Origin of the sequence: Rhizobium lusitanum (genome assembly GCF_014189535.1) — a bacterium.
Taxonomy (GTDB): Bacteria; Pseudomonadota; Alphaproteobacteria; order Rhizobiales; family Rhizobiaceae; genus Rhizobium; species Rhizobium lusitanum_C.
Genome location: NZ_CP050307.1, coordinates 701,720 through 727,857 on the forward strand (window position 1 = coordinate 701,720; position 26,138 = coordinate 727,857).

The window sequence follows — 26,138 nt, forward strand, 5'->3', positions numbered from 1 at the left end:
TCCACGAAAGATTAACTTTCATATGTCCGTGATATCCGTCACTTTTTCTTAAATTAAGTGATGGTGACTTTTGAAGCTCGACGATTTAAACAACCGATTCTTCGCTATATTTCGTGAACTGGCAAGGAGCCGGGGCGGCAATGTTGCGATCGTTGTTGCCCTCACCATGGTGCCAATGCTCCTCGCGGTCGGTGCCAGCTTCGACTATATCCGCGCCTACAATGTCCGGCAGAGCATGCAGAGCGATCTTGACGCTGCCCTGATTGCCGCGGTCAAGAATGTCGACGCCGGTGATACGACTGCCCTCAAGCAAAAGGTCGCCGATTGGTTTCATGCGCAGACGGACAGCAGCTATTCTCTCGGTGATATCGAAATCGATACGACCAACCATCGCATAACAGCGACGGCGAGCGGGACAGTCCCCACGACCCTGATGAAGATCGCCAATATCAATACCGTCCCCGTCAGCGTCGCCAGCGCCGTCAAGGGACCAGCATCATCCTACCTCAACGTCTACATCGTTATCGACAAATCTCCGTCAATGCTCCTGGCGGCAACGACTGCGGGCCAGCAGGCCATGTATAAGGCCATCGGATGTCAGTTCGCCTGCCATGACGGCGATAAGCAAACTGTCGCAGGTGCGCAATACGCCAACAATTATGCTTATAGTTCTGAAAAGAAAATCAAGCTGCGCGCTGATGTCGCCGTGGATGCTGTTCATGAAGTGATCAACATGATTGATAGCTCTGATGCCAACAATGAGCGGATCAGAGTTGGTCTCTATAGCCTGGGCGACACGATCAAAGAGGTTCTGCCGCCGACTCTGGACACGGCAACCGCCGCCAAACGTGTAGACTCGGACCTCTCAAGCGCAACGTCGACGACCTATACCTATTTTGATGTCTCTCTGGCTGCCTTGAAGAATAAAGTCGGAACAGGCGGAGACGGCTCCTCCTCGGCGTCGCCACTCAAATTGGTGCTCCTGTTGACCGATGGCGTCCAATCACAGCGCGAATGGGTAACCACTGGCGCGAAAACGCAGCCGAAGGTGGCGCCGCTCAATCCGGCCTGGTGCGATTACATCAAAAAACAGTCCGCCACCATGGCGGTTCTCTATACTGAATATCTGCCGATCACGACGGATTGGGGCTACAATGCAACCGTCGGCTCGACCATGGCCAGCGCCAACTGGAAAAGCACCTGGGGCGGCACGATGGAAAGCGGCGTGCCAACCAGCATCTCGCGACGCGACTATATCCCCTATGCGCTGTCCGACTGTGCGTCCTCAAAGAGCCTGTTCATGTCCGCGTCCTCGGCCACGGATATCACGAACGGCTTGTCGGCACTCTTCACGCAATATCTTGCCTCCGTTCGGCTGACTCAATGATGCGAGTAAGGCCGTTTGCATTGTTCCGTCGCCTTCTTGCCGATCGGAAAGGCGTGGCTGCGATCGAGTTTGCGCTTCTGGCCCTGCCGCTGTTTATGCTGATATTCGCGATCATCGAGATATCGCTGATGTTTTTCGTGAATTCAGCAATGGACGCATCGGTTCAAAAGATTTCCCGGATGATCCGCACCGGCGAGGTTGCTTCGTCCAAGATCACGCAAGCCGCTTTCAAGGCCAAAATCTGCGACGATATGATTTTGTCGTTCAGCTGTTCCGCCAATCTTTTGATCAAGGTCGACGTACTCTCCAACCTATCGTCTGCCACCGGTGCCAATCCCATCAATGCCAGCGGCAATCTGGCCGTCACCGAAACCTATAATATCGGCAAGGGCAGCGATTATGTTCTGGTTCAGGCATTTTTGCCCTGGGATGCCGTCGTCAACTTCTTCACGTTTTCGAGCAACAAGATGGCCGACGGCCGCTATCTGCTCGGGTCCTCCGTTCTGTTCCGCAACGAGCCCTTCTGATGATGAAAAGGAACTCCTACCGGTTCGCTCAATTCTATCTTCGCCGTCTTGTGCGTGACCGATCCGGAACGTCCGGAGTGGAATTCGCGATCGTTCTGCCGATCCTACTGCTGCTGCTTGTAGGAACCGTCGATCTCGGCCATGCGCTCACGGTTAGCCGGAAGATCGATGAGATTGCCTCCACCACGGGGGACATGATTTCCCAGCAAGGCACCTGGACGAAATCCGATGTCGCCAATATTCTTTCCGGTGCCAGCTTCATCCTGCAGCCCTATGACACCACAGGGCTCTCGATCACGGTCGCAGTGGATGACATCAGCAAAAGCGGCAACGCCACGGTCAACTGGTCCGCCGCGCTCAATACGTCTGCCCTGACCTATGGAGCGGCAACGCCGATCGACGTGCCCTCGCAGATCAAGGAAGCAGGCGTGCAGGTCGTGATAACCCGAGTGCAATACAAGTTGACGACGCCGGTCTCGGCGCTGTTTGCAAGCTTTACCGGAACGAACGGTTATAGTTTCGATCGCCATTTCTTCAATCGGCCGAGGGCCGGGGACACGATCACCTACAAATAGCTCCGGGTCTCTTCCTCGCGGGCTGGTGCAATCGTGGTCGGATGCCTCACCTAGGATATTATGCCGCGAGGGCTTTCTCGGCCATCGTTACCCAATAGCTGATGCCATAGGGCAGCACGTCGTCGTTGAAATCGTAAGCTGGATGATGAAGGCCGGCGGTGTCGCCATTGCCGATGAAGATGAAGGCGCCGGGGCGCGATTCCAGCATATAGGAGAAGTCCTCCGCTCCCATGCGCGGCGCCGTGTTGGCATCGACGCCGGAAACACCCGCAACCGAGCCTGCGACGCCGATCGCGAATTCCGTTTCACTGTCATGATTGACCGTGACCGGATAACCACGATGGTAGTTGACCTCCGCCGTAGCGCCATAGGCCGTCGCGGTCGCCTCCGCCACTTCTTTCAGGCGCTTTTCGGCGAAGTCCCGTGTTTCGGGCAGAAGCGTGCGCACCGTTCCCGTCAAGGTGACGAAGCTCGGAATGACGTTGTGGGCCGTGCCGCCATGGGTCGTAGTCACCGAGATGACCAGCGATTTAAGCGGGTCCGTTCCGCGCGAAACAATCGACTGCAGCGCAATCACCACATGGGCGGATGCCAGTACCGGATCGATCGAGAGATGCGGCGCGGCGGCATGGCTGCCGTTACCGTTGATGGTGATCTCGAAACTGTCGGCGGCCGCCATGAGCGATCCCTTGCGGATCGCGAAATTGCCGACAGGCATGCCGGGCGCATTGTGCATGCCGTAGACTTCGCTGATGCCGAACTTGTCCATCATGCCATCGTCCAGCATCGCCAGGGCGCCGGCGCCGCCTTCTTCGGCTGGCTGGAAGATCACGGCGACCGAAACTTTGAAATTGCGGGTTTCGGCCAGATATTGCGCGGCGCCGAGAAGCATGGCGGTGTGGCCGTCATGGCCGCAGGAATGCGCCTTGCCTGGCACCTTCGACGCCCATGGTTTGCCGCTGGTTTCGGTGATTGGCAGCGCATCCATGTCCGCGCGGAAGCCGATTGTCGGCCCGTCGCCATGCCTGCCCTTGATGATGGCGACCACGCCGGTCTTGCCGAGGCCGGTTTCCACGATGTCGCAGCCAAACGCTTTCAATTTCTCCGCGACGAAGCTCGATGTCTCGAAGACGTCATAGAGTAGCTCCGGCGTCTCATGCAAATGGCGCCGCCAGCCGGCGACCTCTTCTTGCATTTCGGCAGCACGGTTCAATATCGGCATTGTCCATCCTCATTCGTGCGAGGTCCAGGGGGATATGGCAGTATATTGCGCTACTGAAATCTGATTTTGCAAGCTTCAACTTTCATTCTTGAACGAAAAATAGGCCTGTGCTTAGATGGCTCAAAATTTGAGCATCGCCTTTGACGCGAGTGCCGATAAACGGGAACAATGATAGCGGGCGGCGGCCAAAAGGAATTTCAGCGCACATGAATGGTCACGTTCTGATTGAAAAATAATCTAGCAATTTCAGGAGGTTAGTATTCTGTCGATTTGCGAAGATCCGGTGACCGCTGCGGGGAACCGGCGCTTGAATTATTCGGGGCGACCAAGGGGTGCGAAACCCCACGAGGTAGCCAAACCGATCGCTCGGGTAGTGTCCGAGCCTCCGCTCTCGCAAGACTTTCCGTCCTATTTTATCCCGCAATGCGACATTGATGCATGGCGCGAGATCGGCCTGTGGCGGGCCAAAATCAGCATCTCGATCGCACGAATTCGTATCCCGACAACCCGCTTTTCTCTAGACGGGCACGCTCGGAAATAAGCCTTTCCGCCGCGTCGTATGGGATACGCCGCGTCGATCATTCAACACACAAAAACACATTGGGGAAATCAAGATGAAGAGACGCAATATCCTTCTTGCCAGCGTGGTTGCGGCATTCGCCATGGCAGGCTCCGCCGCCCATGCGGAACGCGGCGGCGATGGCGAGCTGAAGATCCTGTTCTGGCAGGCTGTTTCGACGCTCAACCCATATCTCTCGGGCGGTACAAAGGAAGTCTACAGTTCGTCCATGGTCATCGAACCGCTGGCCCGCTACGACGAAACGGGCAAGCTCGTGCCGACCCTGGTGACCGAGATCCCCACCTTGGAAAACGGCGGCATCGCGCCGGATATGACAAGCATGGTCTGGAAGCTGAAGCCGGATCTCAAATGGTCTGACGGCACGGATTTCACGGCCGACGATGTGGTCTTCACCTGGAAGTATTGCACGGCGCCAGATGGCGGCTGCGCACAAAAAGCGCAATATGAGGGTATCAAGTCGGTGGAGGCCGTGGATCCCCACACCGTCAAGATGACCTTCACCGAGCCGAAATATTACCCCTATGGCGCTTTCGTCGGTGGCCAGTCGCCTATCATCCAGAAAGCCCAGTTCAAGGATTGCGTCGGCGCCGCAGCACCAGGCTGCACATCCGCCAATTTCGGCCCGATCGGCACCGGCCCCTTCGTCGTCAAAGAATTCAAGCCGAACGACGTCATCACCTTCACAGCCAACAAGAATTACCGCGATCCGGCCAAGCCCGCTTTCGCCACGGTAACGCTCAAGGGCGGCGGCGACGCGGTATCCGCCGCCCGCGCGGTGCTTGAAACCGGCGAATATGACTATGCCTGGAACATGCAGGTCGAGCCGGAAATCCTCGCAACCATGGTGGCAGCCGGCAAGGGCGAGCTTGTAACCGCCTTCGGATCACAGGTCGAACGTATCAACCTCAACCACTACGCCGTCGATCCGTCGCTTGGTGAAAAGCGCTCGACCAAGGAAGCCGGCCCGCATCCGGCCTTGTCGGACCCGGCTGTCCGCCGTGCATTGTCGATGGCGATCGATCGCGACGTCATCAACGAGGCCGGCTACGGCGCAGCCGGCAAGCCGACCTGCAACATCGTGCCTGGCCCCGAGGTCTATGCCTCGACGGCGAACGACTGGTGCCTGAAGCCGGATGTCGATGGCGCCAACAAGCTCCTGGACGAGGCCGGCTGGGTCAAGGGTTCGGACGGCATCCGCGCGAAGAACGGCGTGAAGCTCTCCTTCCTCTATCAGACGTCGACCAACTCGGTGCGTCAGGCCACCCAGGCGCTCGTCAAGGATATGTGGGCACAGATCGGCGTTGCTGCGGAACTGCGCAACATCAGCGCCTCGGTCTTCTTCGGCGGCGATCCCGCCAGCCCGGATACCTTCCAGAAATTCTATGCCGACGTCGAGATGTACACCAACAACTTCGACGGCACGGACCCGGAAAAATATCTGGCGGAATGGCTGTGCAACCAAATTCCCGCCCCCTCGAACGGCTGGCAGGGGCAGAACATGCCGCGCTACTGCAATCCGGAATATGAGAAGCTCGTCACTGAATTGTCGAAGACGGCCGATCTCGCCAAGCGCGCGGAAATTGCCAAGAAAGCCAATGACATGCTGACGGAGGAGGGCGCTCATATCCCGCTCATCTACCGCGGCCAAGTCTCGGCGCGCTCCGCGACCCTCGAAGGCGTCAAGATAAACGGCTGGGATTCCGAACTTTGGAACGTCGCTGACTGGTCCCGCAAGAAGTAAGATGCAGCGATCGCCGGCTCCGTCCTCAGATGGAGCCGGCATTTTGCGTCGCCTGAAGGTCTGGAGACTTTCCGATGTTTAAGTTTACCCTGCGGCGGCTGTTTTTTGCCGTGCCGACATTGCTCGTCATCAGCTTTGTCATTTTTGCTCTTCTCGACCTCGCGCCCAATAACCCCACAGGCGACCTGCCGTTGACGATCCCGCCGGAGGTCCGCGAACAAATCCGGGCAGCGCTCGGTCTCGATCAGCCCTTCCTGATCCGTTATCTTAGGTGGCTGCATCAATTCTTCATCAATGAACCGCTGAATATTCTCGAGCAGATCACCGGCTGGCAGTTCGGCGATGGCCATAGACTGCGCGTGCTCTCATGGGCAACACGCAGTCCCGTGGTCGATCTTGTCGTCCAGCGCATGCCGCAAACGCTGTGGGTTGTGGGCCTCTCCTACCTTTTTGGCGTGTTGCTGGCGATCCCGATCGGCGTTCTCTCCGCCTACAAGCAATATTCGATCTTCGATCAGATCGGCACATTCATCTCCATGGTCGGTTATTCCGTGCCGACCTTCTTCACCGGCGTGCTACTGATCGTCGTCTTCAGCTCCTATCTGCACTGGTTCCCATCGGTCTACGACACCAATCTGCGCGTGACGGACTGGTCCAGCCTCATGGCGCAGATCAAGCAGATGTTCCTGCCGGTCATGGTGCTGACGCTCTACAATGTATCGCATATCAGCCGCTTCGTGCGTGCCTCCATGCTCGACAACCTGCATCAGGATTATGTCCGAACCGCGCGTGCCAAGGGCGTCAAGGAAAAGACCGTGCTTCTGGTCCATGTGCTGCGCAACAGCCTGATACCGGTCGTCACCGTCATCGCGCTTGGGGTGCCGACGATCTTTTCCGGCGCCATCATCACCGAGCAGGTGTTTCGGGTGAACGGCCTCGGCCAGCTTTTGATCGTGGCCGTGCAGGGCGGGGATATCCCAATGGTTCAGACCCTGACCTTCATCTTTGCGGTGCTGATCGTTCTCTTCAATCTGATTGCCGACGTGCTCTACGGCATTCTTGACCCGAGGATCCGTTATGACTGACGTTGCAGCAATCCCGTCGACGGTTTCAACGACGCCACCAAGGTCGCTCATGGCTGCCACATGGCGGCAATTCCGGGCTCATAGAGGCGGCTTTGCGGGCCTGATCGTTTTCGTAGCGATCCTGCTGATCGTCTTTATCGGCCCGCTCATCCACAGCGTCGATCCGAACAAGATCGACATCCGCGCCAAGAACCAGGGGCCTTCCCTGCTTCACCCCTTCGGCACGGACAATCTTGGCCATGACATGCTGGCGCAGGTGATGGCAGGCGGGCGCATCTCGCTGGCGGTCGGCATCACCGCCATGCTGCTGGCGCTTTTTCTCGGGACATTGGTCGGCGTGACATCAGGCTATTTTCGACGTCTCGACGGACCTCTCATGAGGCTGACGGACCTGTTTCTGGCGCTGCCGCTCCTGCCTCTGCTGCTGGTTATCATCATGTTGTTCCGCGACACGCTCCGCTCCTATTTCGGTCCGGAAACCGGAATTTTCATCCTGATCGTCTTCGTGATCGGCGTCACGAGTTGGATGCATACTGCCCGCATCGTGCGTGGCGATGTCCTTGCGGTGAAACGCCTGGAGTTCGTCATGGCGGCCAAAAGCAGCGGCATGCGGGAATACCGGATCATCCTGAAGCATATCCTGCCCAACGTCATGAGCTCGATCATGGTGTCGGCGACGCTCGGCATTGCATCCGCGATCATCACCGAATCCGCGCTGAGCTTTCTGGGCCTCGGCTTCCCATCGGACTTTCCGACATGGGGACGTCTGCTCTTCGACGGCGCAAGCTTCCTGCAGATCACGCCGTCACGCGTGCTGTGGCCTGGTCTTGCCATTTCGCTGACGGTCCTCAGCGTCAATTATCTCGGCGATGCGGTGCGCGATGCGCTTGATCCGCGCATGCTGAAGAGTTGATGGGGTGAAGACCTTGTAGAGGCTGCACGGCAGCAGCCTCTACCCTCTCGGCGTCAACAGCGCTTCGAGGATGCCGGCGTTTTCCTCCTGCACGACGATGCCCGGATCTTCCGCCACGACGAAGGCCAGGACCTGTTCGATATCGTCGAGATGCTGGCGCAATAGCCTGTAGGCCTCGTCCTCGTTATGTGTGCGGACGGCCTCGTAGATGGCACGATGCTCTTCCACCACCTCGTCGAAATAGCCCGACTTCGGGTATGCGCGGCGGCGGACGCGGTCGAGTTGGCCAGTGGCGTTGCGGATCGTGTGCCAGACATTGGGAAAGCCCGCAGCCCTACTGATCAGCTGATGAAAAGCATTATCGACGGAAAAGGCTTCGTCGTAGTCCTGCCGCTTGGCCGCATCTCCCTGCAGGAACATCAGGAGATCGAAATCCTTATCGAAGACTGGATCATAGGTCCGGGCGGCGAGGCGGACCATTCGCAATTCCAGGCTGGAGCGGACGATCTGCCCTTCGATGACGCCGCGAACGGAGATCTTGCTGATGAAGGTGCCGCCGCTCGGCACGACATTGACGAGGCCCTCCTGAGCAAGCCGCAGCACGGCTTCGCGCATGGGGGTTCGGGAGATACCAAGCTTGGCGCAGGTCTCCTTCTCGCTCAGCATGGTTCCCGGCTCGAGCGCCATGGTGATGATGGCGTCACGTATGACGTTGTAGGCCCATTGTGCTTTCGGCTGACCGTTGCCGTCAGGCCGCGGCTCGGGCCGTTTGATGCGCGCATTCACCCGGAATGATCTCCTCTCCCTGGCATTTTATCCCCCGGTTGGTCCCGGTATGGTCTTTCATACAATGTCTGTCAGCACGCTCTCCAGCGTTTCCAGAAAGATATCGGCGTGTTTGCGCGAAAATGGCAAGGGTGGGCGGATTTTCAGGACGTTTCCGTGGATTCCGGCGGCGCTGATCAGCACGCGGCGATCGCGCAGTCCGTTGACGACCGCGAGCGCCAAAGCGCCATCCGGCGCGCGGCTCTCGCGGTCCTTGATGAATTCCAGCCCCAGGAACAGGCCGGCGCCTCTGACATCGCCAATGCAGGCGAACCTTCCTTGCAGCGTCCGCATGCCCGTGAGCATATATTCGCCGGTGGCGGCGGCGTTCTCCATCAGCTTCTCGTCGCGGATGACATCCAGCACTGCGCTTGCCGCGGCAATCGAGACATGATTGGCGCCGAAGGTGTTGAAATAGCGGACATCCTTGCCGAACCGGTCCTGGATCTCGGCCTTCATCACTGCGGCGGCGATCGGCATGCCATTGCCCATCGGCTTGCCCATAACGGCGATATCCGGCACGATCCCATGGCGCATGAAGCCCCACATGTGAGAGCCGGTGCGGCCAAAGCCCGGCTGGACCTCGTCGGCGATATAAAGCGCGCCGGCCTCATGGACCACGGCAAGCGTCTTCTGCAGGAAGCCCGCCGGATCCGGCAAGATGCCGTCCGTCGAAAAGATGCTTTCGGCGATGAAGGCGGCGGGGCGAATGCCGTGACGGCGCATGAAGGCGATTGCCTTGCTCACATTCTCGGCAAGCGCGTCCGCCACATCCCGGCCTTGGGCGCGATAGGCGTCGGGCGCGGGAACGGTGATGACATACGGACCGAGGGGAACGCCCGAGCCCAGCGACGGTGAAATCTCGACGGCGGCAGTGGTGACGCCGTGATAGGCGTTCTCGGTGATGATGATGCCCGTTCCGCCGGTATAGTGGCGGGCTATGCGCAGCGCCAGATCGACCGCCTCGCTGCCGGTGCAGGTATACATTACCCGCTCGATCTCGTCGGGGAAAGTGGCGAGCAACCGTTCGGAATAATCGAGGATAGTGTCGTCCAGATAGCGCGTGTGCGTGTTGAGAATGGCGGCTTGCCGGGCGATTGCTTCCACGACGCGCGGATGGCAATGACCGACCGAGGGCACGTTATTATAGACGTCGAGATGCGCCTCGCCGTCGGCGTCATAGAGCCATACGCCCTCGGCGCGCACCACATGCAGCGGATTGTCGTAGAACAACCGGTAGGACGGCCCGAGCAGAGCCTGCCGCCGCTCCACCATCCGGCGTTCGCGTTCGGGCAGGGCGGCCAGTTTTGATGCGTCGAAACCGTTGATCATGACGGGCGCTGTTTTTGCGGTTTCGGGGGTCATCATGACTGTCTGTTTCCTTGCTGGCAGGCAGCGGCAAGCCGCGCGACGATTGTTTCGGTCGGAATGGCATCGAGGCGGGCGAGCTGCGCCCAGACCGTCGGGCTGTTTCGGACATAGAAATCCCGGTTTTCAGGGAAGAGCCCGGCCCGCCATTGCGGAATGGCAACGCGCATGACCATGCGGGTGAGAATGGCCGGATAGAGTACGGCAATCTCCTGTTCGGTCAGGCTGACAAGCGTTGAATATTCCGCGAGGAAATCGCAGATCGCCTCAACCGGATCCGGAGCGTCGCCCATCTGGTAGGCAGCGCCGACAGCGACATCAAACACCCTGGGCGTATGCACCATGTCGCCGAAATCGATGATGCCGCTGACCGTGTCCGGTGTCTTGGGATCGACGAGAATGTTCTCCATGTTGAAATCATTATGCACCACCTGCGCGGGGAGCGAGGCCATGAGGGGCATGATCTGTTTTTCGAAATTGTCCATTGCTGCTTCCAGCCGGCGGCGTTGCGCCGGATCGGTGAAGATCGGCAGCAAATCGCGCACGCCGATGGCGTGCTGCATATCCCATGTGATGCGGTGACCGGCTGCCGGATGGGTGAAGCTGGAAAGTGCTATCTGCATGCGCGCCAACAGCGCGCCGACATTGCGGCGTTGTCTTGGCGAATGCGGTGCGGCCTTCTGGGCGATGCCCGGCAGGAACGTCACCATTCGCACGCCCCGAGTGCCGCCGTCCGCGTCGGTCATGCGGAAATCCGCCTCGCCATCCAGCGTGCGGATAATGCGCTGCACGGGGATGCCGGGATCGACGGCCTCGACATGCAGCAATGCCTGGCTGTGCATGGCGGTCATGCCGGGATCTTCGGCCGGATTGAGAACCTTGAAGAGATATTCCCGCCCGTCCGGCAGCGACAGCCGATAGTTTGAATCCTTTTCTCCCCACAGCCATTCGACACGGCCGTCCAGCCCATACTTGTCGCGGGCGATGGCTTCGGCTTGATCGGCGGGCACGGCTGCCGCGCCCGTTTTCAGTTCGGCACCGATCCCGTCATCGCGGGTGGAACTGTGCAACATGGGTTTCCTCTGTTTTCTTGTGTGTTCTGGGTCAGGCGCGGATGCCCCACATCCGCGCCCGACCGGCCTTCCTCTCCACGATTGTAAAGGGAAGTTTGTCTGCTGAAATACCACTATAGCGCGCGAGGCGCCGAAGGGAATTTTTCCGGAAAGGCTGCCTGATAGGCGGCGGCAAGTTTCAGCACGATGTCGTCGCGATAGCGCGGGCCGACGAATTGCAGCCCGATCGGCAGACCGCCGGCGTCGAAGCCGCAGGGAACCGAAACGGCCGGCTGTCCCGTCATGTTGAAGGGATAGGTGAAGGGTGACCAGTCCGACCAATCCTTGCCTTCGATTCCGCCAGGAAAATCGACGCCGGCCTCGATGGCTGTCGTCGGCATGGTCGGCAGCATCAGCGCATCATATGTCTCGTGGAACTGCGCCATTCTCACCTTGAGATCGGCCCGCACCTGTTCCGCGATCACAAAGTCGATGGCGGTCAAGGCGCTGCCCTTGGCGTGGATGCCCAGAAGGCCGGGGTCCATCAGCTTCTTCTGTTCCTCGGTCGGATTGGCAAGGTCCACCGTCCGCGCTTCCGCCGCATACCAAAGGGCCAGCAGCGCGTCCTGCGGATTGGAGAATCCGGGATCGATTTCTTCGACGATAGCGCCCATCTCGACGAGACGGGATGCCGCCCGTTCGATGGCGGCGGCCACGTCCGGCTGGACTTGGGCATAGCCGAGCTTGCGGCTGTAGCCGATTTTCAGCCCCTTGAGGTCGGCGCCTGTGATGGCCTGCCGCCAGTCGGGAACCGGCGTGGGGCAGTAGCCATACATGGCGTCCGGCGTTGGTCCGGTGGTGGCGTTGAGGAACAGCGTGGCGTCTTCCACGGTGCGTGTCAGCGGGCCGCGATGGGCGAGCTCGAACAGCGGCGAGGGCGTGTCGGACGGTATCCAGCCATAGGTTGGCTTGATGCCGAAAACGCCGCAGAAGGATGCGGGAATGCGGATCGATCCGGCGCCGTCGGAGCCCTCATGCAGTACGCCCATGTTGAGTGCGGCCGCTACCGCCGCGCCGCCCGATGACCCGCCGGAGGCGCGGTCGGTACGCCATGGATTGAGCGTGTTGCCGAATGCCGGGCCGTGGGTGACGCCCTTCCAGCCGAACTCCGGCGAGGTGGTAGTGCCGAGGATGGTGACGCCGGCGCTACGCAGGCGCTTCATGATCAGGAATTCCTTGTCGGAAGGCTCCTTCGAGCCAAGTGCAGAGCCGCGTCGCCACGGAATGCCTTTGACGGGGGTCAGCTCCTTTATGGTCGTCGGGGCGCCATCGATGGGGCTGAGCTGTTCGCCTTTCTGCCAGCGAGCTTCTGATTCTCTTGCTGCCACTAGCGCCATCTCCGGCACGACATAGGCAAAGGCATTGACCGTCGGATTGAAACGCTCGATGCGCTCGAGCGAAGCCTTGGCGGCTTCCACCGGGGAAGCCCGTCCGGATGCGAAAAGCGCGGAGAGTTCCACCGCACTCATCTCGCCGAGATCTGTTTTGACCGATGTATCCATGGTTACCAAATCCCCATCAGGCTCGAGTTTTTTCGACTTTGTCGAGCGCGCGGCCGACCGCATCGAACATGTCGTCGATCTGTTCGGCGGTGATGATCAGCGGCGGGCAGAAGCAAAGCGCTTCGCCGATATTGCGCGAGATCACACCCTCTTCCTCAAGAGCCGCCGAAACGGCCGCCGCCGCATCGCCGGGCTTGGCGTCGCCCCATGGTTTGATTTCAAGGGCGCCGATTAGCCCTACGCCGCGTGACGAGTGCGCCAATGGGTGTTTTGCAAGCTCGGCGAGGCGGCCGAGGAATTTCTCTTCGAGGCGCGCGGCATTGCCGACCAGATCGCGCTCCTGAATGATCTTCAGGTTTTCAAGGCCGACCGCCGTTGCAACCGGATGACCCGAAGCTGTGAAGCCATGGCCGAACACGCCGATTCGGTCAGATTCGTCGGCGATCGGCTGATAAAAGGCATCGTTCATGATGAGCGCCGAAAGCGGCATGTAAGAGGATGAGATCTGCTTCGAGACGATCAGCACGTCCGGCTTGATATTGTAAGTCTCGCAGGCAAACATCTTGCCGGTACGGCCGAAACCGCAGATCACCTCGTCGGCGACCAGCAGGATATCGTATTTCTTCAGGATCGCCTGAACGCCCTCCCAGTAACCGGCCGGGGGAACCAGAACGCCGCCGGCGCCCATGACGGGTTCGCCCCAGAAGGCGGCGATAGTTTCCGGGCCTTCCTTGAGGATCAGCTCTTCCAGATCGTTCAGGATGCGGGCGGTGAAATCTGCTTCGCTTTCGCCGTCCTTGCCGAAATGCACGTATGACGGGCAGGATGTATGGAACATCCGGTCGAGCGGCAGGTCGAAGCTTTCGTGGTTACGCGGCAGGCCGGTGATCGAGGCCGCGGCGATCGTAACGCCATGATAGCCCTTGATACGGCCGATGATCTTCTTCTTGTCTTTGTTGCCGAGCGCGTTGGAGCGATACCAGACCATCTTGCAGGCGAGGTCGTTGGCCTCGGAGCCGGAGGAGGTGAAGTGAACCTTCGACATCGGCACCGGCGCGATGGAGATGAGCAGTTCGGCAAGATCGATCGAGGGGCCATGGGTCTTGTAGGAGAAGGTATGGTAGTAGGGCAGCTTCTCCATCTGGGCCTTGGCGACTTCCGCCAGACGTTTCTCGCCAAAGCCAAGCGCCACTGACCATAGGCCGGCCATGCCCTCGATATAGCGCTTGCCATTGTTGTCGGTGACATAGATGCCGTCGCCGGATTCGATCACCAGACCGCCGGTTTTTTCATATTTGCGCAGGTTGACGTTGGGATGCATCTGATAGGCGATGTCCCGGCCTTCGATGGAATTGGACACGATACGCATGTGCAGTGGCTCCTTGGGCTCTTCAGCCGTCCGTTCAAATTCAAGCACGTTTTGACATCATCTGCGATTCCCGATCCCGGCCGGGGATCGCCTCGATCAGGCTCCGGGTGTAGGCGTGTTTCGGCGTCGAGAAAATTTCCGCGCCGGTGCCAAGCTCGACCACCTCACCCTTTTGCATCACCATGACACGATCGCAGATCTGCGCGGCGACGCGCAAGTCGTGGGTGATGAAGACGAGCGACAGGTCGAGCTCCTTCTTGAGCTTGCCCAGAAGCTCCAGCACCTGAGCCTGGATGGAAACGTCGAGCGCGGACACCGCTTCGTCGGCGATGATGATTTCCGGCTCAAGCGCCAGCGCCCGTGCAATGCCGATCCGCTGGCGCTGACCGCCGGAGAATTCATGCGGAAAGCGGTTCGCGCTCTTGGGATCGAGGCCGACCATCTCCATCAGTTCGGCGGCGCGTGTCAGCGCCTTTTTCTCGTTTTCACCATAGGCGATCGGGCCGTCGGCGATGATGCGCCCGACCTTTTCGCGCGGATTGAGCGACGAGAAGGGATCCTGGAAGATCATCTGCATGCGCCGGCGCATGGCGCGAAGCTCCGCGCCCTTCAGATGCGCCATGTCCTTGCCGCCGAGCAGAACGCGGCCGCCATCCGGGTCTTGAAGGCGCACGAGACAGCGCCCGACCGATGATTTTCCAGAACCGCTTTCCCCGACAATGCCGAGCGTCTCGCCGCGCCCCAACGTGAAGGTCACGCCCTTGACCGCATCGACGGATTTCGGCTTCGAGAATAGCCCGCCGCCCATGCGGTAGGTCTTGGTGAGATTTTCGACCGACAGCACCGTTTCGCGTTGCGGCTGCGACACGCTGCCGCCGCTCGGCTTCGGGATCGCGGCGATCAGCTTTCTCGTATAGGGATGCCGGGGCGAATAGAGCACATCCTCCGCCGGGCCTTGCTCGACGATGCGGCCGAGTTGCATGACGGTGACATAGTCGGCGATCTCCGCCACCACGCCGAAATCATGGGTAATGAACATCACCGCCATGTTGCGCTCGGTCTGCAGGCGGCGGATCAGTTGCAGTATCTGCGCTTGGGTGGTGACGTCGAGTGCGGTCGTGGGCTCGTCCGCGATCAGCACCTGCGGCTCGAGCGCCAGCGCCATGGCGATCATGACACGTTGCCGCTGGCCGCCGGAAAGCTGGAATGGGTAGGAGCCCGCTGCGCGTAAGGGATCCGGCAGGCCGACCTCGGTGAGCAGATCCAGCGCCTTCGCCTTGCGCTCTTTGGGGGTTAGCAGGCCATGCGCCTCAAACACTTCCTCGATTTGCGCCGACACTTTCATCAGCGGGTTCAGCGCCGACATCGGCTCCTGGAAGATCATTGCCACGCGGCGGCCACGGATGCCGTAGAGCTGTTCGGGCGGCAGTTGTAAGAGGTCGATACCGTCAAGCAGAATGCGTCCTTGAGCGACGCGAACCGTTTCCGGCAGAAGCCCCATCAGCGCATTGGCCGACATCGATTTGCCCGAACCGCTTTCGCCGACGACGCACAGCATTTCTCCCGGATGCAGCCGGAAGCTGACGCGATCCACCGCATAAGGCCGGTCCGCGCCTTCCGGCAGCGCGATGCTCAGCCGGTCGATATGCACCACCGGCTCGCCGCGCTCGATACGGTCCGGGTGTATGTCGATCTCGAGAGATATCTCTTCGGTCATCATGCCTCCTCACTTTCCACGGCGCGCAAGGCGCGGATTGAGGGCATCGTTCAGTCCCTCACCAACGAGGTTGAGGGCGAGCACGGTGAGCAGGATGGCGAGACCCGGAAAGAAGCTGACCCACCAGGCCTGCCGGATCACGGTGCGACCCGCGCCGATGATATAACCCCAGGACATGATGTTACGGTCGCCAAGTCCGAGGAAGGAGAGCGAGCTTTCGATGAGGATGGCGGCCGCCACCATCATCGAGGCAAGCACGATGATTGGAGACAGCGTGTTGGGCAGGATCTGCCGCCAGATGATGGTTGCGTGCGTCTGGCCAGACAGCACCGCCGCCTCGACGAATTCCCGCGATCTGAGTGCCATCACCTCGCCACGCAGCAGCCGGGCGACCGGCGGCCACGACACCACGGCGATCGCCACCACGATCGATGCGATGGACGGCTGGAATATGGCGACCAGCACGACGGCAAGCGCGAAGCTCGGCACGCTCTGGAAGAATTCGGTGAAGCGCATCAGACAATCGTCCACCCAGCCGCCGAAGTAGCCGGCAATCGCCCCGATCGGGATGCCGATCAGCAGCGAGACGACGGTCGAGACTAGTCCCACCAGCAGCGAAACGCGCGCGCCATAGGCAAGCCCGGCGGCAAGGTCTCGGCCCATCGGATCGGTTCCAAGCAGGAAGCGTTCCGTCGTGAAGGGCGGAAGGAACGGACGCTGCACCATCGCCCATGGCGACTTGGTGTAGAGAAAGGGCGCGGCAATCGACAGGATCACCACGGCGGCAAGGATTACCAGGCCGATGACGGCGCCGCGGTTTCGGGAGAAACGTTTCCAGAAATCCTTCATGACGCCACCCGGATGCGCGGATCGACGATGCGGTAAAGCACATCGGTGATCAGGTTGAACAACAGCACCATGGCGGCGGAGACGATGAAGACGCCGAGCAGCAGGTTATAGTCGCGCTGCGACAGGGCATCGAACATCAGCCGGCCGATACCCGGCCAGGCAAAGACCGTTTCGATGAGTACCGCGCCGCCCACCAGTTGCCCGGCCTGGAGACCGGCCAGCGTGACGACCGGGAGGATGGCGTTGCGCAGGACATGCCGACGCTGGATGACGGCCGGGCGCAGCCCTTTGGCCTTGGCGGTCTTGACGAAATCAAGCTGGTTCACCTCGAGCATCGAGGCTCGCGTCATCCTGACATAGACGGCCATGAAGAATAGGCCGAGCGTCATTGCGGGCAAAACGAGATGCTGGAGAATGTCGAGCATGCGAGCAAAGCCGGTATAATCCGCCCCCCACGGTCTCGTAACCGAAGCCCGGCAGCCAGCCGAGTTGCACGGAAAATAGCAGCACGGCCATCAGCGCCAGCCAGAAGAGCGGCGTTGCATAGAAGATCAGCGTCACCAGCGAGATCAGCGTATCGGACCAGCGGCCCTGGCGGGCCGAGGACACCGCGCCGGCCAGAATGCCGAGACCGAGCGAAATGACGAAGGCCGAGACGGAGAGGAGCAGCGTTGCCGGCAGGCGATCGAGGATCAATTGCAGAACCGGCAATTGCTGGCGATAGGAATAGCCGAGATCGAGCCGCACGATCGAGGAGATGTAGATCCACAGCTGCATATACAAAGGCTTGTCGAGACCGAAGCGCTCCTGCAGTTGCTGGAGAAACACGGCATCCGTTTCACCGGCTTCGCCCGCCATCACCGCGGCCGGATCGCCGGGCGCTGCGTGAATGAGGAAGAAATTCAGTATGGCTATGCAGATGAGGATAACGACTGCCTTGAGCAGCCTTCCTGCAATGAATCGCGTCATGAGAGCCTCCTGCTGCGATTTCTCCGTGGGATGAGAAGAGCGGGGAGAGTCTCTCCCCGCAGTTCCGTCACTTCTGGATCCATGTATCGCGCAGGGATTCCGCCAATCCGTTGGCGGTGGTCACGATGTCCTGGAATTTACAGTTGTAGATCGTCGGGAAACCCAGCTCGAGCAGCCATGCGACCGGAACGTCGTCCTGAAGCTTGGCCTGAACCTGATCGTAGATCTTCTGGCGCTCGGCTGCCGGATAGGCGACGGCGGCGGTATCGAACAGCTTGTCGACTTCAGGGTTGGAATATCCCTCGACATTGTTCCACGGTGATCCCTTGGAAATCTGCGTGGTCTTGTAATTGCGCTCCACGCCGATTGCGGGATCACCGTTCTGGTAGAGATAGGTGAAAGCCAGGTCGTAGTCCCAGCTGGCGACATGCTGGTTCCAGCCGGCAACGTCGGTCGCCTCGATCTCGACGGGAATGCCGACATCGGCAAGGTTCTGCTTCACGGCCTCGGCCCAGCGTTGCCAGGTTTCGCCATAGGGCAGGGGCAGGAGCCGGAGCGGCTTGCCGTTGCCGTTGTAACCTATTTCCTTCAGCAGCTCCTTCGCCTTGTCCGGGTTGAATTCATATTGCTGCCCGCCGGCCTTATAGAAGGGAAGCTTGGACGAGAACGGGCCGGTGGCAACCTTGCCCATCCCGTTCCACAACGCATCCTTGGCAAACTCGCGATCCAGCGCATACATGATCGCCTGGCGGAATTTCGGATTGTCCATCGGGGGAACTCGGTTGTTCAGCCACAGCCAGGAAAGCGGCGAGAAATATTCCCAGCCCTTTTCCGTGACGCAGGTGTTCGGCAGTGCCGAGAGGCGCGGAACGTCGAAATTCTCGACTGAGCCGCCCGGCAGTACATCCACCTTGCCCGTCTCATAGGCGACGGCGCGCGCGGCGCCATCCGGGATGATCTGGTAGTAGATCTCGTCGAGATAGGGCTTGCCCTTGAGGTAATAGTCCTTGTTCTTCTCCAGCTTGATATAGCTGCCTTTTTTCCATTCCACGAATTTGAAGGGGCCGGTCCCGACCGGTTTTTCGTTGTTCGGATTGGTGGCGTATTCCGTGCCTTCGTAAAGGTGCTTCGGCACGATCGGCATGGCGCTAAAATTGAAGGCGCGGATGAAGGGTTCGAAAGGCTGTTTCAGCTTGAAGACGACCGTCTTGTCGTCGGGCGCCGTGACGCTCTCCACATGGTCCATCAGGTTGCGGTGGCGCGGCTGCGTCTTCATCAGGAAGTCGTTGACGGTGAACAGCACGTCGGCCGAGGTCATCGGCTTGCCGTCATGGAAGACCACGTTGTCCTGCAGGGTGAAGGTATAGGTCAGGCCGTCGTCGGAAACTGTCCAGGATTTCGCCAGCGATGGCATGGGCTGCAACTTCTCGTCATAGCGCAGCAGGCTCTCGAAGATATTGCCGCCGACGGCAAGGCTCGGGCCGTTGGTGGTGATGGCGATCATCAGGCTGGGCGGTTCCGGCTGGACGATGAGATTGATCTTGCCGCCTTCGAGGGGCGCGGCATAGGCGGCGCTTGCGGTGAGGACTAAGGCAAAGGACATGGAAAGCAGGCGTCGCATGAAGTTCCCCTTATGGATTTTCGTTTGGCGTGCGGACGTTACTTTGCATTGCGGCATCGCTCCGAAAGCCGGTTTGGGGCTTTCGAAAGTCGCGGTGCGTATTCAACGGATCGGAGCTTTTTTGCGTGTCAGCTAGAGCGAACGACACTCCGATGATCAACCGATATACTGGTATATATTTGCATCAGTGACCGCATTAAGAGCCTCCCAAGCCTGACCTGTCAAGCGGCTCTCTTGGAAATTTCGCATAAGTTTTGAGCGCACTCTTGGAGTGCGTATTAATTGCGCATGTTGAGTGTGGGTAGTCGGGGAAGAGGCTTGAATTGCCGAAAAAAGCACCGCTCTCGGGGCTGGCGCTGAAGCAAACATCCGAGATGAGCGCGCGAGAGCCGCTGTCAGGGAAAAGGCAATGAGCCTTCAAGTGGGCGTTCAGCCCACCCAGTTCATGACCCAATAGACCAGCGCGGAGATCACAGCAGCGGCAGGCAGTGTCACGACCCATGCGATGACGATGTTACCTGCGAGCCCCCAGCGCACGGCGGAAAGGCGCCGGGAAGCGCCGACGCCTATGATGGCTCCGGTGATCGTGTGGGTCGTCGAGACTGGAATGCCAAGCCATGTCGCCGCAAACAATGTGATCGCGCCGCCGGTCTCCGCGCAGAAGCCCTGCATCGGATTGAGCCGGGTGATCTTGGAACCCATGGTATGCACGATCCTCCAGCCGCCGAACAAGGTTCCGAGCGCCATGGCGGACTGGCAGGACAACACCACCCAGAGCGGCACATGGAACTCCCCGCCGCCATAGCCCTGGGAATAGAGCAGCACGGCGATGATCCCCATCGTCTTCTGGGCATCATTGCCGCCATGACCGAGCGAATAGAGCGACGCGGAGATGAATTGCAGCACGCGGAATGTGCTGTCGACGGCAAACGGCGTTTGCCGGACGAAGATCCAGGTCACGCACAAGATGAGGAGAAGCGCGAGCACGAAGCCCAGCATCGGCGAAAGCACGATGGCGCCGGCTGTCTTCAGCAGGCCCGACCAGACGATCGCGCTCGTGCCGGTCTTGGCCAGTCCGGCGCCCACCAGTCCGCCGACCAGCGCATGCGACGAACTCGACGGAATGCCGAATATCCAGGTGACGATATTCCAGACGATGGCGCCCATCAGCGCGGCGAAGATGACCTGCGGCGTGACGATGCCCGGATCGATGATGCCGGTGCCGAGGGTTTCTGCCACATGCAGCCCGAAAAACAGGAAGGCGATGAAATTGAAGAAGGCAGCCCACATCACCGCATATTGTGGCCGCAGCACGCGGGTAGAGACGATGGTGGCAATCGAATTGGCCGCATCGTGCAGCCCGTTGAGAAAGTCGAAGAATAGCGCGACGGCAATCAGGCCCGCCAAAAGCGGAAGGGCGAGGGTGGCCTCCATCAGACGTTCTCGATCACGATGCCGCTGATCTCGTTGGCGACGTCTTCGAAGCGGTCGACCACCTTCTCCAGCTCGCCATAGATCTCGCTGCCGATGATATAGGCCATGGGGTTCGACCCGCCGTGACGACGGAAGAGATCCTTGAGACCCTGCTCATGCAATTCGTCGGAACGGCCCTCGACTTTCACCACTTCTTCGGTGAGTACGCTGAGGCGGGCCGAATTGGCGCCCATGCGATCGAGCAGCGGGATTGCCTCGGCCACCAGCTTGGCGGCCTGGACGATTACCCCGCCCATTTCCTGCATTCTGGGATCGAAGCTGGTCTGTTCGAACAGCCGGATGGTCTTGACCGTCTTGTGCATCATGTCGATGGCATCATCCATCGACATGATCAGGTCCTTGATATCCCCGCGATCGAAGGGTGTAATAAAGCTGCGTCGAACGGCGAGCAGGACCTCACGGGTGATTTCGTCCGCTTCGTTCTCCAGCTCGACGATGCGCTGGCAATGTTGCTCCGTGTCCTTGCCGGCCAGCAATTCGTTCAAAGCTTCGGCCGCGCCGACGACGGTGCGGGAATGCCGCTCGAAGAGATCAAAGAAACGATCTTCCCGCGGCATCAATTTACGAAACCAGTTCACTGTCGGCGCTCCAAACATGCGTTGTCATAAATCCGTCATAAATGACGGAGCGTGACATGAAAAGCCGATACGCCTGCGAAACGACCCTCTCCAACAGCGTCGTCCCAAGGTTTGAACCCGTTTATGTGGACTCTATTCTGTTTCCCGCGCCGTCGAAGAAATGCAAGGCGTTGGCGGAAGCGGCAACCACAAGCTCGGCATCGATCGCGATCTGAGACCGCCCGGAGACGCGAAAGACGATGGTCTGACCATCCGGAAGGATGCCGTAAACATAGCTTTCCGCACCCACCAGCTCCACCGCCTGGACGCGCACCTTTGCGCTAAAGGCGGCGGCATTTCCATCTTCGGCCAGATGAAGGTCCTCGGGCCGGATGCCGATGGTCGTGTCGCCGCTGACGGGGCCGGCGCCGGCCGAAAGAGCAAGGCCGCTTTTCTCCGTGAGCTTCAGGAGGTTCATCGACGGCGAGCCGATGAAGGTTGCGACGAAGGTCGTGGCCGGACGCTCGTAGAGCTCGATGGGCGTGCCGACCTGCTCGATCCGGCCGCCATTCAACACCACCAGCCGGTCGGCCAGCGTCATTGCCTCCATCTGGTCATGCGTGACATAGACGCTGGTGGTTGCCAGCGATCGCTGCAGCCGCTTGATCTCGACGCGCATCTGCACGCGCAGCTTGGCATCGAGATTGGAGAGCGGCTCGTCAAACAGGAAGGCGGCCGGCTCGCGCACGATGGCGCGGCCCATGGCGACGCGCTGGCGCTGGCCGCCGGACAGTTGGCGCGGCTTGCGTTCCAGAAATTGTTCGATCTCCAGCGAGCGGGCCGTCTTGTCAATCCGCCGCTCGATCTCGTCCTTCGGCGTGTTGCGATTCTTCAACCCGTAGGCCAGGTTCTGGCGCACCGTCATATGCGGATAGAGCGCATAGTTCTGAAAGACCATGGCGATGTCGCGGTCCGACGGTTCCAGCTCGTTTACCACGCGACTATTGATCGACACCGTGCCCGATGTGATGCTTTCCAGTCCGGCAATCATGCGCAGAAGCGTGGACTTGCCGCAGCCGGAAGGCCCAACCAGCACGACGAGCTCGCCGTCGGCAATATCAAGCGACACGCCTTTGATGACGTCGATGCCGCCGCCGTAGGTTTTGCGGACATCCTTGAGGGTGATCCCAGCCATTATTTCTCCGTCTCCACAAGACCTTTGACGAACCAGCGCTGCATCAGCACCACGACGACGATGGGCGGAATGATCGCCAGGATCGCCGTCACCATCACGAAATTCCACGGCGTCGCCGCATCGGCGAAATCCACCATTTTCCTGAGCCCGATGATGATCGTCGACATCTTGGCGTCGTTGGTGACGAGCAGCGGCCACAGATATTGCGTCCAGCCATAGATGAAGAGGATCACGAACAGGGCGGCGATATTGGTCTTCGACAACGGCAGCAGGATATCGCGCATGAAACGGAAAGGTCCGGCATTGTCGATGCGGGCGGCTTCCAGCAGTTCGCCCGGAACAGTTAGGAAGAATTGCCGGAACAGGAAGGTGGCCGTTGCCGATGCCATCAGCGGCAGGGTCAGGCCGGCATAGGTGTCGATCATGCCGAGATCGACGATGACCTTGTATGTCGGCAGGATGCGGACCTCGACCGGCAGCATCAGCGTCACGAAGATCATCCAGAAGAACACCATGCGCAATGGGAAGCGGAAGAAGACGATAGCGAAGGCTGACAGGAAGGAGATCGCGATCTTGCCGACGGCGATGACGACGGCCACGACAAACGTGTTCCATAGCATGCGCGGCAGGCTGACGCCGACCACGCGCTCGACGCCGCCGGAGAGCGCCTCCCCATAATTCTCGACAAAATGACCGCCGGGCAGCAGCGAGATCGGCGGCCGCAGAATTTCGGCTGACGTCATCGTCGAGGCGACGAACGTATAATAGATCGGGAAGGCGACGATGATGATGCCGATGATCAGCATCAGATGGCCGACGAGATTGGCAACGGGACGTTTTTCGATCATCGGTTCACCTCACGCATAGTGCACACGCTTCTCGACGAAGCGGAACTGGAACGCGGTGAGCGCGATGACGATCACCATCAGGATCACCGACTGTGCCGCCGACGAACCGAGGTTGAGATTGACGAAACCGTCATTGTAGACCTTGTAGACGAGGGTCTCCGTCGCCTTGGCCGGTCCGCCGCCGGTGACGGCATGGATGATGCCGAAGGTGTCGAAGAAGGCGTAGACCGTGTTGACCACCAGCAGGAAAAAGGTCGTCGGCGCCAGCAGAGGAAAGACGATGGTCCAGAAGCGCCTGCTGCCGCGCGCGCCATCAATGGAGGCGGCTTCGAGCAGCGATTTCGGGATTGCCTGCAGACCGGCAACGAAGAACAGGAAGTTGTAGCTGATCTGCTTCCAGGCGGCGGCAACGATCACCAGCACCATCGCCTGATCGCCGTTCAAAAGCGGATCCCAGGCAAAGCCGTTGCGGCGGAGAATATAGGCGAGGGTACCCATCGCCGGATTGAACATGAAGAGCCAGAGCATGCCGGCCACGGCGGGCGCGACCGCATAGGGCCAGATCAGCAGCGTGCGATACAGGGTCTGGCCGCGCACCACCTTGTCGGCGGCCGTCGCAAGTGCGAGCGCGACGATCATCGATAGTAGCGCCGTCGATACACTGAAGATCACCGTCACCTGTAGGGAATGCAGATAGGTCTCGTCGGACAGTACAGCGCGGAAATTGGCGAGCCCCACAAAGCTGCTCTTCAGCCCGAAGGGGTCTTCGCGCTGCATCGACTGGTATAGCGCCTGGCTCGCCGGCCAGAAAAAGAAGACCACCGTCAGGATGATCTGCGGAGCGACAAGGAGATAGGGAAGGATCTTGTTGGGAAAGACAACGCGCTGCACAGCGATCTCCTAGGGCAGGGAAATTGCCCGCAGCCATAACAGCTGCGGGCCGGACCGCATCAATGCGTCAATTGCCAATGGCCTGCTGGATGGCGGCGTTGCCGCGCTCGACGGCTTTATCGAGCGCCGTTTTCGCGTCCTGCTTGCCGGCCAGCATCGCCTCGAACTCCTCGTTCATGATGTCGCGTACCTGCGGCAGGTTGACGAGGCGCACGCCCTTGGAGTTGGCGGTCGGCGCCTTGCCCAGCATCTGCAGGATCGGCGTTTCGCGACCAGGATTCTTGTCATAGAAGCCGGACTTCTTCGTCTCTTCATAGGCAGCCATCGTCACCGGCAAGTAGCCGGAGACCTGATGCAGGCGCGCCTGGATCTTGGTCTGCGAGAGGAAGTGGAAGAATTCGGCAATGCCCTTGTATTCGGTATCGCTCTTGCCCCCGAAAACCCAAAGGCTGGCCCCGCCAGGGATGGTATTCTGCGGCCGGCCTTCGCCTTCGTCGTAGGGGAGCTGTCCGATGCCGTAATTCATGCCGCTCTTGACGATGTCACCGAGACCGCCGGAGGATTCCGTCAGGATGCCGCATTCGCCCGAGGTGAAGAGCTGCTTGGCCTCTGATGTGCGGCCGCCATAGCGGAAGGTGCCGTCCTTGGCGAGATCGGCAATCGCCTGGAAATGCTTCACGAAAAGTGGCGAATTGAATTCGAGTTTGACGTCTGTGCCGCCGAGTCCGTTTTCATTGCTGCCATAGGCGACATTGTTCCAGGCGGCAAAGTTCTCGGTCTGGATCCAGGTGAGCCAGGTGGAGGTGAAACCGCAGGCCGATGCACCGCTCGACTTGATCTTTTTGGCGGCGTCGAAGACATCGGACCAGGTCTTCGGCGGGCTTTCCGGGTCGAGCCCAGCCTTCTTGAAGGTGTCCTTGTTATAATAAAGGATCGGCGAGGAGGAGTTGTAGGGAAACGACAGCATCGTGCCGTCAGGCCTGGAATAGTAGGAGACGATACCAGGCAGATACAGCGACTTGTCGAACGTATAGCCGCCCTTCTTCAGCACGTCGGCTGCCGGCATGATCGCGCCTTCGGCCCCCATCATCACGCCGCTGCCGGCATCAAAGACCTGGAGGATCGCCGGAGCCTGCTTGGCTCGGAACGCGGCGATGCCGGCATTCAACGCTTCCGGATAGGTGCCCTTGAAAACAGGCACGATCTTGTAATTCGTCTGGCTCTCGTTGAACTCCTTGGCGAGTTGCTCGACGACCTCGTTGTTGGCGCCCGACATGGCGTGCCACCATTGCAGCTCGGTCAGCGCAAATGCGTTCGATGTCATGGAAAGCGAGATGGCGATCGCCGCAGCTGAGGCGCAAATAAAACGTACGGACATGTTTCCTCCCAAGTGTCCCGACAGGCGCAGACCACGCCCGGCCCTAATTTCCGGCGGGGATCCTCCTCGATCCCCATGCCGGACATTCCATTCGAAAGCCACGACTTGAAACGAATTCCTCGCGGCAAGACCGACTGGCCCTTCGTCAATTCTTGCCTCTCGCTGGAAAGAGGCGACGACGACTGAATCAACCGATCCATCTATGTATGCTGAGAAATGAGAATATACGACAGTTTTGTGACAGTGCGGCGCGCAAAGATTTAAGATCGCCGGAGTCTGAGCGCCACGGCAAGAGTTTCATTCGGTTTTTTCCCCAACTGCTGCCTGCGCGCGGTCGAGTGGCTCGACATGTTCAAACGACCGTCCGACAAGGTTTCGGTGCGATACTGGGTTAGTGGATAGGCAAAGTTTTC

Annotated in this window: 21 protein-coding genes and 1 pseudogene; 6 read left to right on the plus strand and 16 right to left on the minus strand. The window is 59.7% G+C overall.

Features of this window, described 5'->3' with window-relative positions; all coding sequences use genetic code 11:
* The first annotated feature begins 70 nt into the window (after positions 1-70).
* The 3 genes from HB780_RS06315 to HB780_RS06325 are packed head-to-tail and all read left to right on the plus strand — an operon-like array spanning position 71 to position 2,489.
* A complete protein-coding gene (locus HB780_RS06315) occupies positions 71-1,387 on the plus strand; it encodes a TadE/TadG family type IV pilus assembly protein (protein ID WP_183689182.1) in 1,317 nt (438 codons plus the stop codon).
* On the plus strand, positions 1,384-1,914 hold the full coding sequence (locus tag HB780_RS06320) for a TadE/TadG family type IV pilus assembly protein (RefSeq protein ID WP_183689183.1): 531 nt from the start codon (positions 1,384-1,386) through the stop codon (positions 1,912-1,914). The genes HB780_RS06315 and HB780_RS06320 overlap by 4 nt, the downstream gene beginning before the upstream one ends.
* The gene (locus HB780_RS06325) at positions 1,914-2,489 is read left to right on the plus strand and encodes a TadE/TadG family type IV pilus assembly protein (RefSeq protein ID WP_183689184.1); all 576 of its coding nucleotides are present in this window, start codon (positions 1,914-1,916) and stop codon (positions 2,487-2,489) included. The genes HB780_RS06320 and HB780_RS06325 overlap by 1 nt, the downstream gene beginning before the upstream one ends.
* 58 nt (positions 2,490-2,547) lie before the next feature.
* On the opposite strand, the gene HB780_RS06330 is transcribed toward HB780_RS06325, so the two are convergent.
* Entirely contained in the window at positions 2,548-3,711 is a 1,164-nt protein-coding gene (locus HB780_RS06330; RefSeq protein ID WP_183689185.1) for a M20 aminoacylase family protein, read from the minus strand.
* A 614-nt stretch (positions 3,712-4,325) separates the two neighbouring features.
* Here HB780_RS06330 and HB780_RS06335 point away from each other — a divergent pair.
* The 3 genes from HB780_RS06335 to HB780_RS06345 all read left to right on the plus strand — a co-directional run bounded on the left by HB780_RS06335 (position 4,326) and on the right by HB780_RS06345 (position 8,030).
* Positions 4,326-6,032 (plus strand): peptide ABC transporter substrate-binding protein, encoded by a 1,707-nt coding sequence (locus HB780_RS06335; RefSeq protein ID WP_183689186.1) that lies wholly within the window; start codon positions 4,326-4,328, stop codon positions 6,030-6,032.
* A 74-nt stretch (positions 6,033-6,106) separates the two neighbouring features.
* Positions 6,107-7,117, plus strand: a complete 1,011-nt coding sequence (locus HB780_RS06340) for an ABC transporter permease (protein WP_183689187.1) — start codon at positions 6,107-6,109, stop codon at positions 7,115-7,117.
* Entirely contained in the window at positions 7,110-8,030 is a 921-nt protein-coding gene (locus tag HB780_RS06345; RefSeq protein ID WP_183689188.1) for an ABC transporter permease, read from the plus strand. Before HB780_RS06340 ends, HB780_RS06345 begins: the two co-directional genes overlap by 8 nt.
* A gap of 39 nt (positions 8,031-8,069) precedes the next feature.
* Here the strand turns inward: HB780_RS06345 and HB780_RS06350 are convergent, their stop codons facing one another.
* The 15 genes and pseudogenes from HB780_RS06350 to ugpB all read right to left on the minus strand — a co-directional run bounded on the left by HB780_RS06350 (position 8,070) and on the right by ugpB (position 25,725).
* Entirely contained in the window at positions 8,070-8,816 is a 747-nt protein-coding gene (locus HB780_RS06350) for a GntR family transcriptional regulator (RefSeq protein WP_183689189.1), read from the minus strand.
* A gap of 57 nt (positions 8,817-8,873) precedes the next feature.
* A complete protein-coding gene (locus HB780_RS06355) occupies positions 8,874-10,223 on the minus strand; it encodes an aspartate aminotransferase family protein (protein WP_435693869.1) in 1,350 nt (449 codons plus the stop codon).
* Positions 10,220-11,296: a phosphotransferase gene (locus HB780_RS06360; RefSeq protein ID WP_183689190.1), complete on the minus strand. Its 1,077-nt coding sequence runs from the start codon at positions 11,294-11,296 to the stop codon at positions 10,220-10,222. Before HB780_RS06360 ends, HB780_RS06355 begins: the two co-directional genes overlap by 4 nt.
* Before the next feature lie 113 nt (positions 11,297-11,409).
* Positions 11,410-12,837: an amidase gene (locus HB780_RS06365; protein WP_183689191.1), complete on the minus strand. Its 1,428-nt coding sequence runs from the start codon at positions 12,835-12,837 to the stop codon at positions 11,410-11,412.
* A 16-nt stretch (positions 12,838-12,853) separates the two neighbouring features.
* A complete protein-coding gene (locus tag HB780_RS06370) occupies positions 12,854-14,206 on the minus strand; it encodes an aspartate aminotransferase family protein (RefSeq protein ID WP_183689192.1) in 1,353 nt (450 codons plus the stop codon).
* 40 nt (positions 14,207-14,246) lie between these two features.
* Positions 14,247-15,926 (minus strand): ABC transporter ATP-binding protein, encoded by a 1,680-nt coding sequence (locus HB780_RS06375; protein ID WP_435693870.1) that lies wholly within the window; start codon positions 15,924-15,926, stop codon positions 14,247-14,249.
* 6 nt (positions 15,927-15,932) lie between these two features.
* Positions 15,933-16,772: an ABC transporter permease gene (locus HB780_RS06380; protein ID WP_183689193.1), complete on the minus strand. Its 840-nt coding sequence runs from the start codon at positions 16,770-16,772 to the stop codon at positions 15,933-15,935.
* Positions 16,769-17,741: pseudogene (locus tag HB780_RS06385) on the minus strand (ABC transporter permease). The gene HB780_RS06380 and the pseudogene HB780_RS06385 overlap by 4 nt, the downstream one beginning before the upstream one ends.
* Before the next feature lie 67 nt (positions 17,742-17,808).
* Positions 17,809-19,362 (minus strand): ABC transporter substrate-binding protein, encoded by a 1,554-nt coding sequence (locus HB780_RS06390; RefSeq protein ID WP_183689194.1) that lies wholly within the window; start codon positions 19,360-19,362, stop codon positions 17,809-17,811.
* A gap of 429 nt (positions 19,363-19,791) precedes the next feature.
* The gene (locus HB780_RS06395; RefSeq protein WP_183689195.1) at positions 19,792-20,796 is read right to left on the minus strand and encodes an inorganic phosphate transporter; all 1,005 of its coding nucleotides are present in this window, start codon (positions 20,794-20,796) and stop codon (positions 19,792-19,794) included.
* The gene (locus tag HB780_RS06400; protein WP_286203026.1) at positions 20,796-21,413 is read right to left on the minus strand and encodes a DUF47 family protein; all 618 of its coding nucleotides are present in this window, start codon (positions 21,411-21,413) and stop codon (positions 20,796-20,798) included. The genes HB780_RS06395 and HB780_RS06400 overlap by 1 nt, the downstream gene beginning before the upstream one ends.
* Positions 21,414-21,555: 142 nt before the next feature.
* The gene (locus tag HB780_RS06405) at positions 21,556-22,608 is read right to left on the minus strand and encodes a sn-glycerol-3-phosphate import ATP-binding protein UgpC (protein WP_183689197.1); all 1,053 of its coding nucleotides are present in this window, start codon (positions 22,606-22,608) and stop codon (positions 21,556-21,558) included.
* Complete coding sequence (gene ugpE / locus HB780_RS06410; protein ID WP_183689198.1) at positions 22,608-23,456, minus strand: sn-glycerol-3-phosphate ABC transporter permease UgpE; 849 nt, start codon at positions 23,454-23,456, stop codon at positions 22,608-22,610. The genes HB780_RS06405 and ugpE overlap by 1 nt, the downstream gene beginning before the upstream one ends.
* A 9-nt stretch (positions 23,457-23,465) precedes the next feature.
* Positions 23,466-24,347: a sn-glycerol-3-phosphate ABC transporter permease UgpA gene (gene ugpA, locus HB780_RS06415; protein WP_183689199.1), complete on the minus strand. Its 882-nt coding sequence runs from the start codon at positions 24,345-24,347 to the stop codon at positions 23,466-23,468.
* 67 nt (positions 24,348-24,414) lie between these two features.
* Positions 24,415-25,725 carry a sn-glycerol-3-phosphate ABC transporter substrate-binding protein UgpB gene (gene ugpB / locus HB780_RS06420; protein WP_183689200.1) on the minus strand — a complete coding sequence of 437 codons (1,311 nt, stop codon included), beginning with the start codon at positions 25,723-25,725 and terminating at the stop codon, positions 24,415-24,417.
* Positions 25,726-26,138 lie beyond the last annotated feature (413 nt).

What these genes read in the sequence shown, in the direction of transcription:
- HB780_RS06320 (WP_183689183.1), top strand. Translation starts at nt 1,384, where the DNA reads ATGATGCGAGTAAGGCCGTTTGCATTGTTCCGTCGCCTTCTTGCCGAT.
- HB780_RS06325 (WP_183689184.1), top strand. Translation starts at nt 1,914, where the DNA reads ATGATGAAAAGGAACTCCTACCGGTTCGCTCAATTCTATCTTCGCCGT.
- HB780_RS06330 (WP_183689185.1), bottom strand. Translation starts at nt 3,711, where the DNA reads ATGCCGATATTGAACCGTGCTGCCGAAATGCAAGAAGAGGTCGCCGGC.
- HB780_RS06335 (WP_183689186.1), top strand. Translation starts at nt 4,326, where the DNA reads ATGAAGAGACGCAATATCCTTCTTGCCAGCGTGGTTGCGGCATTCGCC.
- HB780_RS06340 (WP_183689187.1), top strand. Translation starts at nt 6,107, where the DNA reads ATGTTTAAGTTTACCCTGCGGCGGCTGTTTTTTGCCGTGCCGACATTG.
- HB780_RS06345 (WP_183689188.1), top strand. Translation starts at nt 7,110, where the DNA reads ATGACTGACGTTGCAGCAATCCCGTCGACGGTTTCAACGACGCCACCA.
- HB780_RS06355 (WP_435693869.1), bottom strand. Translation starts at nt 10,223, where the DNA reads ATGATGACCCCCGAAACCGCAAAAACAGCGCCCGTCATGATCAACGGT.
- HB780_RS06360 (WP_183689190.1), bottom strand. Translation starts at nt 11,296, where the DNA reads ATGTTGCACAGTTCCACCCGCGATGACGGGATCGGTGCCGAACTGAAA.
- HB780_RS06365 (WP_183689191.1), bottom strand. Translation starts at nt 12,837, where the DNA reads ATGGATACATCGGTCAAAACAGATCTCGGCGAGATGAGTGCGGTGGAA.
- HB780_RS06370 (WP_183689192.1), bottom strand. Translation starts at nt 14,206, where the DNA reads ATGCGTATCGTGTCCAATTCCATCGAAGGCCGGGACATCGCCTATCAG.
- HB780_RS06375 (WP_435693870.1), bottom strand. Translation starts at nt 15,926, where the DNA reads ATGATGACCGAAGAGATATCTCTCGAGATCGACATACACCCGGACCGT.
- HB780_RS06380 (WP_183689193.1), bottom strand. Translation starts at nt 16,772, where the DNA reads ATGAAGGATTTCTGGAAACGTTTCTCCCGAAACCGCGGCGCCGTCATC.
- HB780_RS06390 (WP_183689194.1), bottom strand. Translation starts at nt 19,362, where the DNA reads ATGCGACGCCTGCTTTCCATGTCCTTTGCCTTAGTCCTCACCGCAAGC.
- HB780_RS06395 (WP_183689195.1), bottom strand. Translation starts at nt 20,796, where the DNA reads ATGGAGGCCACCCTCGCCCTTCCGCTTTTGGCGGGCCTGATTGCCGTC.
- HB780_RS06400 (WP_286203026.1), bottom strand. Translation starts at nt 21,413, where the DNA reads ATGCCGCGGGAAGATCGTTTCTTTGATCTCTTCGAGCGGCATTCCCGC.
- HB780_RS06405 (WP_183689197.1), bottom strand. Translation starts at nt 22,608, where the DNA reads ATGGCTGGGATCACCCTCAAGGATGTCCGCAAAACCTACGGCGGCGGC.
- ugpE (WP_183689198.1), bottom strand. Translation starts at nt 23,456, where the DNA reads ATGATCGAAAAACGTCCCGTTGCCAATCTCGTCGGCCATCTGATGCTG.
- ugpB (WP_183689200.1), bottom strand. Translation starts at nt 25,725, where the DNA reads ATGTCCGTACGTTTTATTTGCGCCTCAGCTGCGGCGATCGCCATCTCG.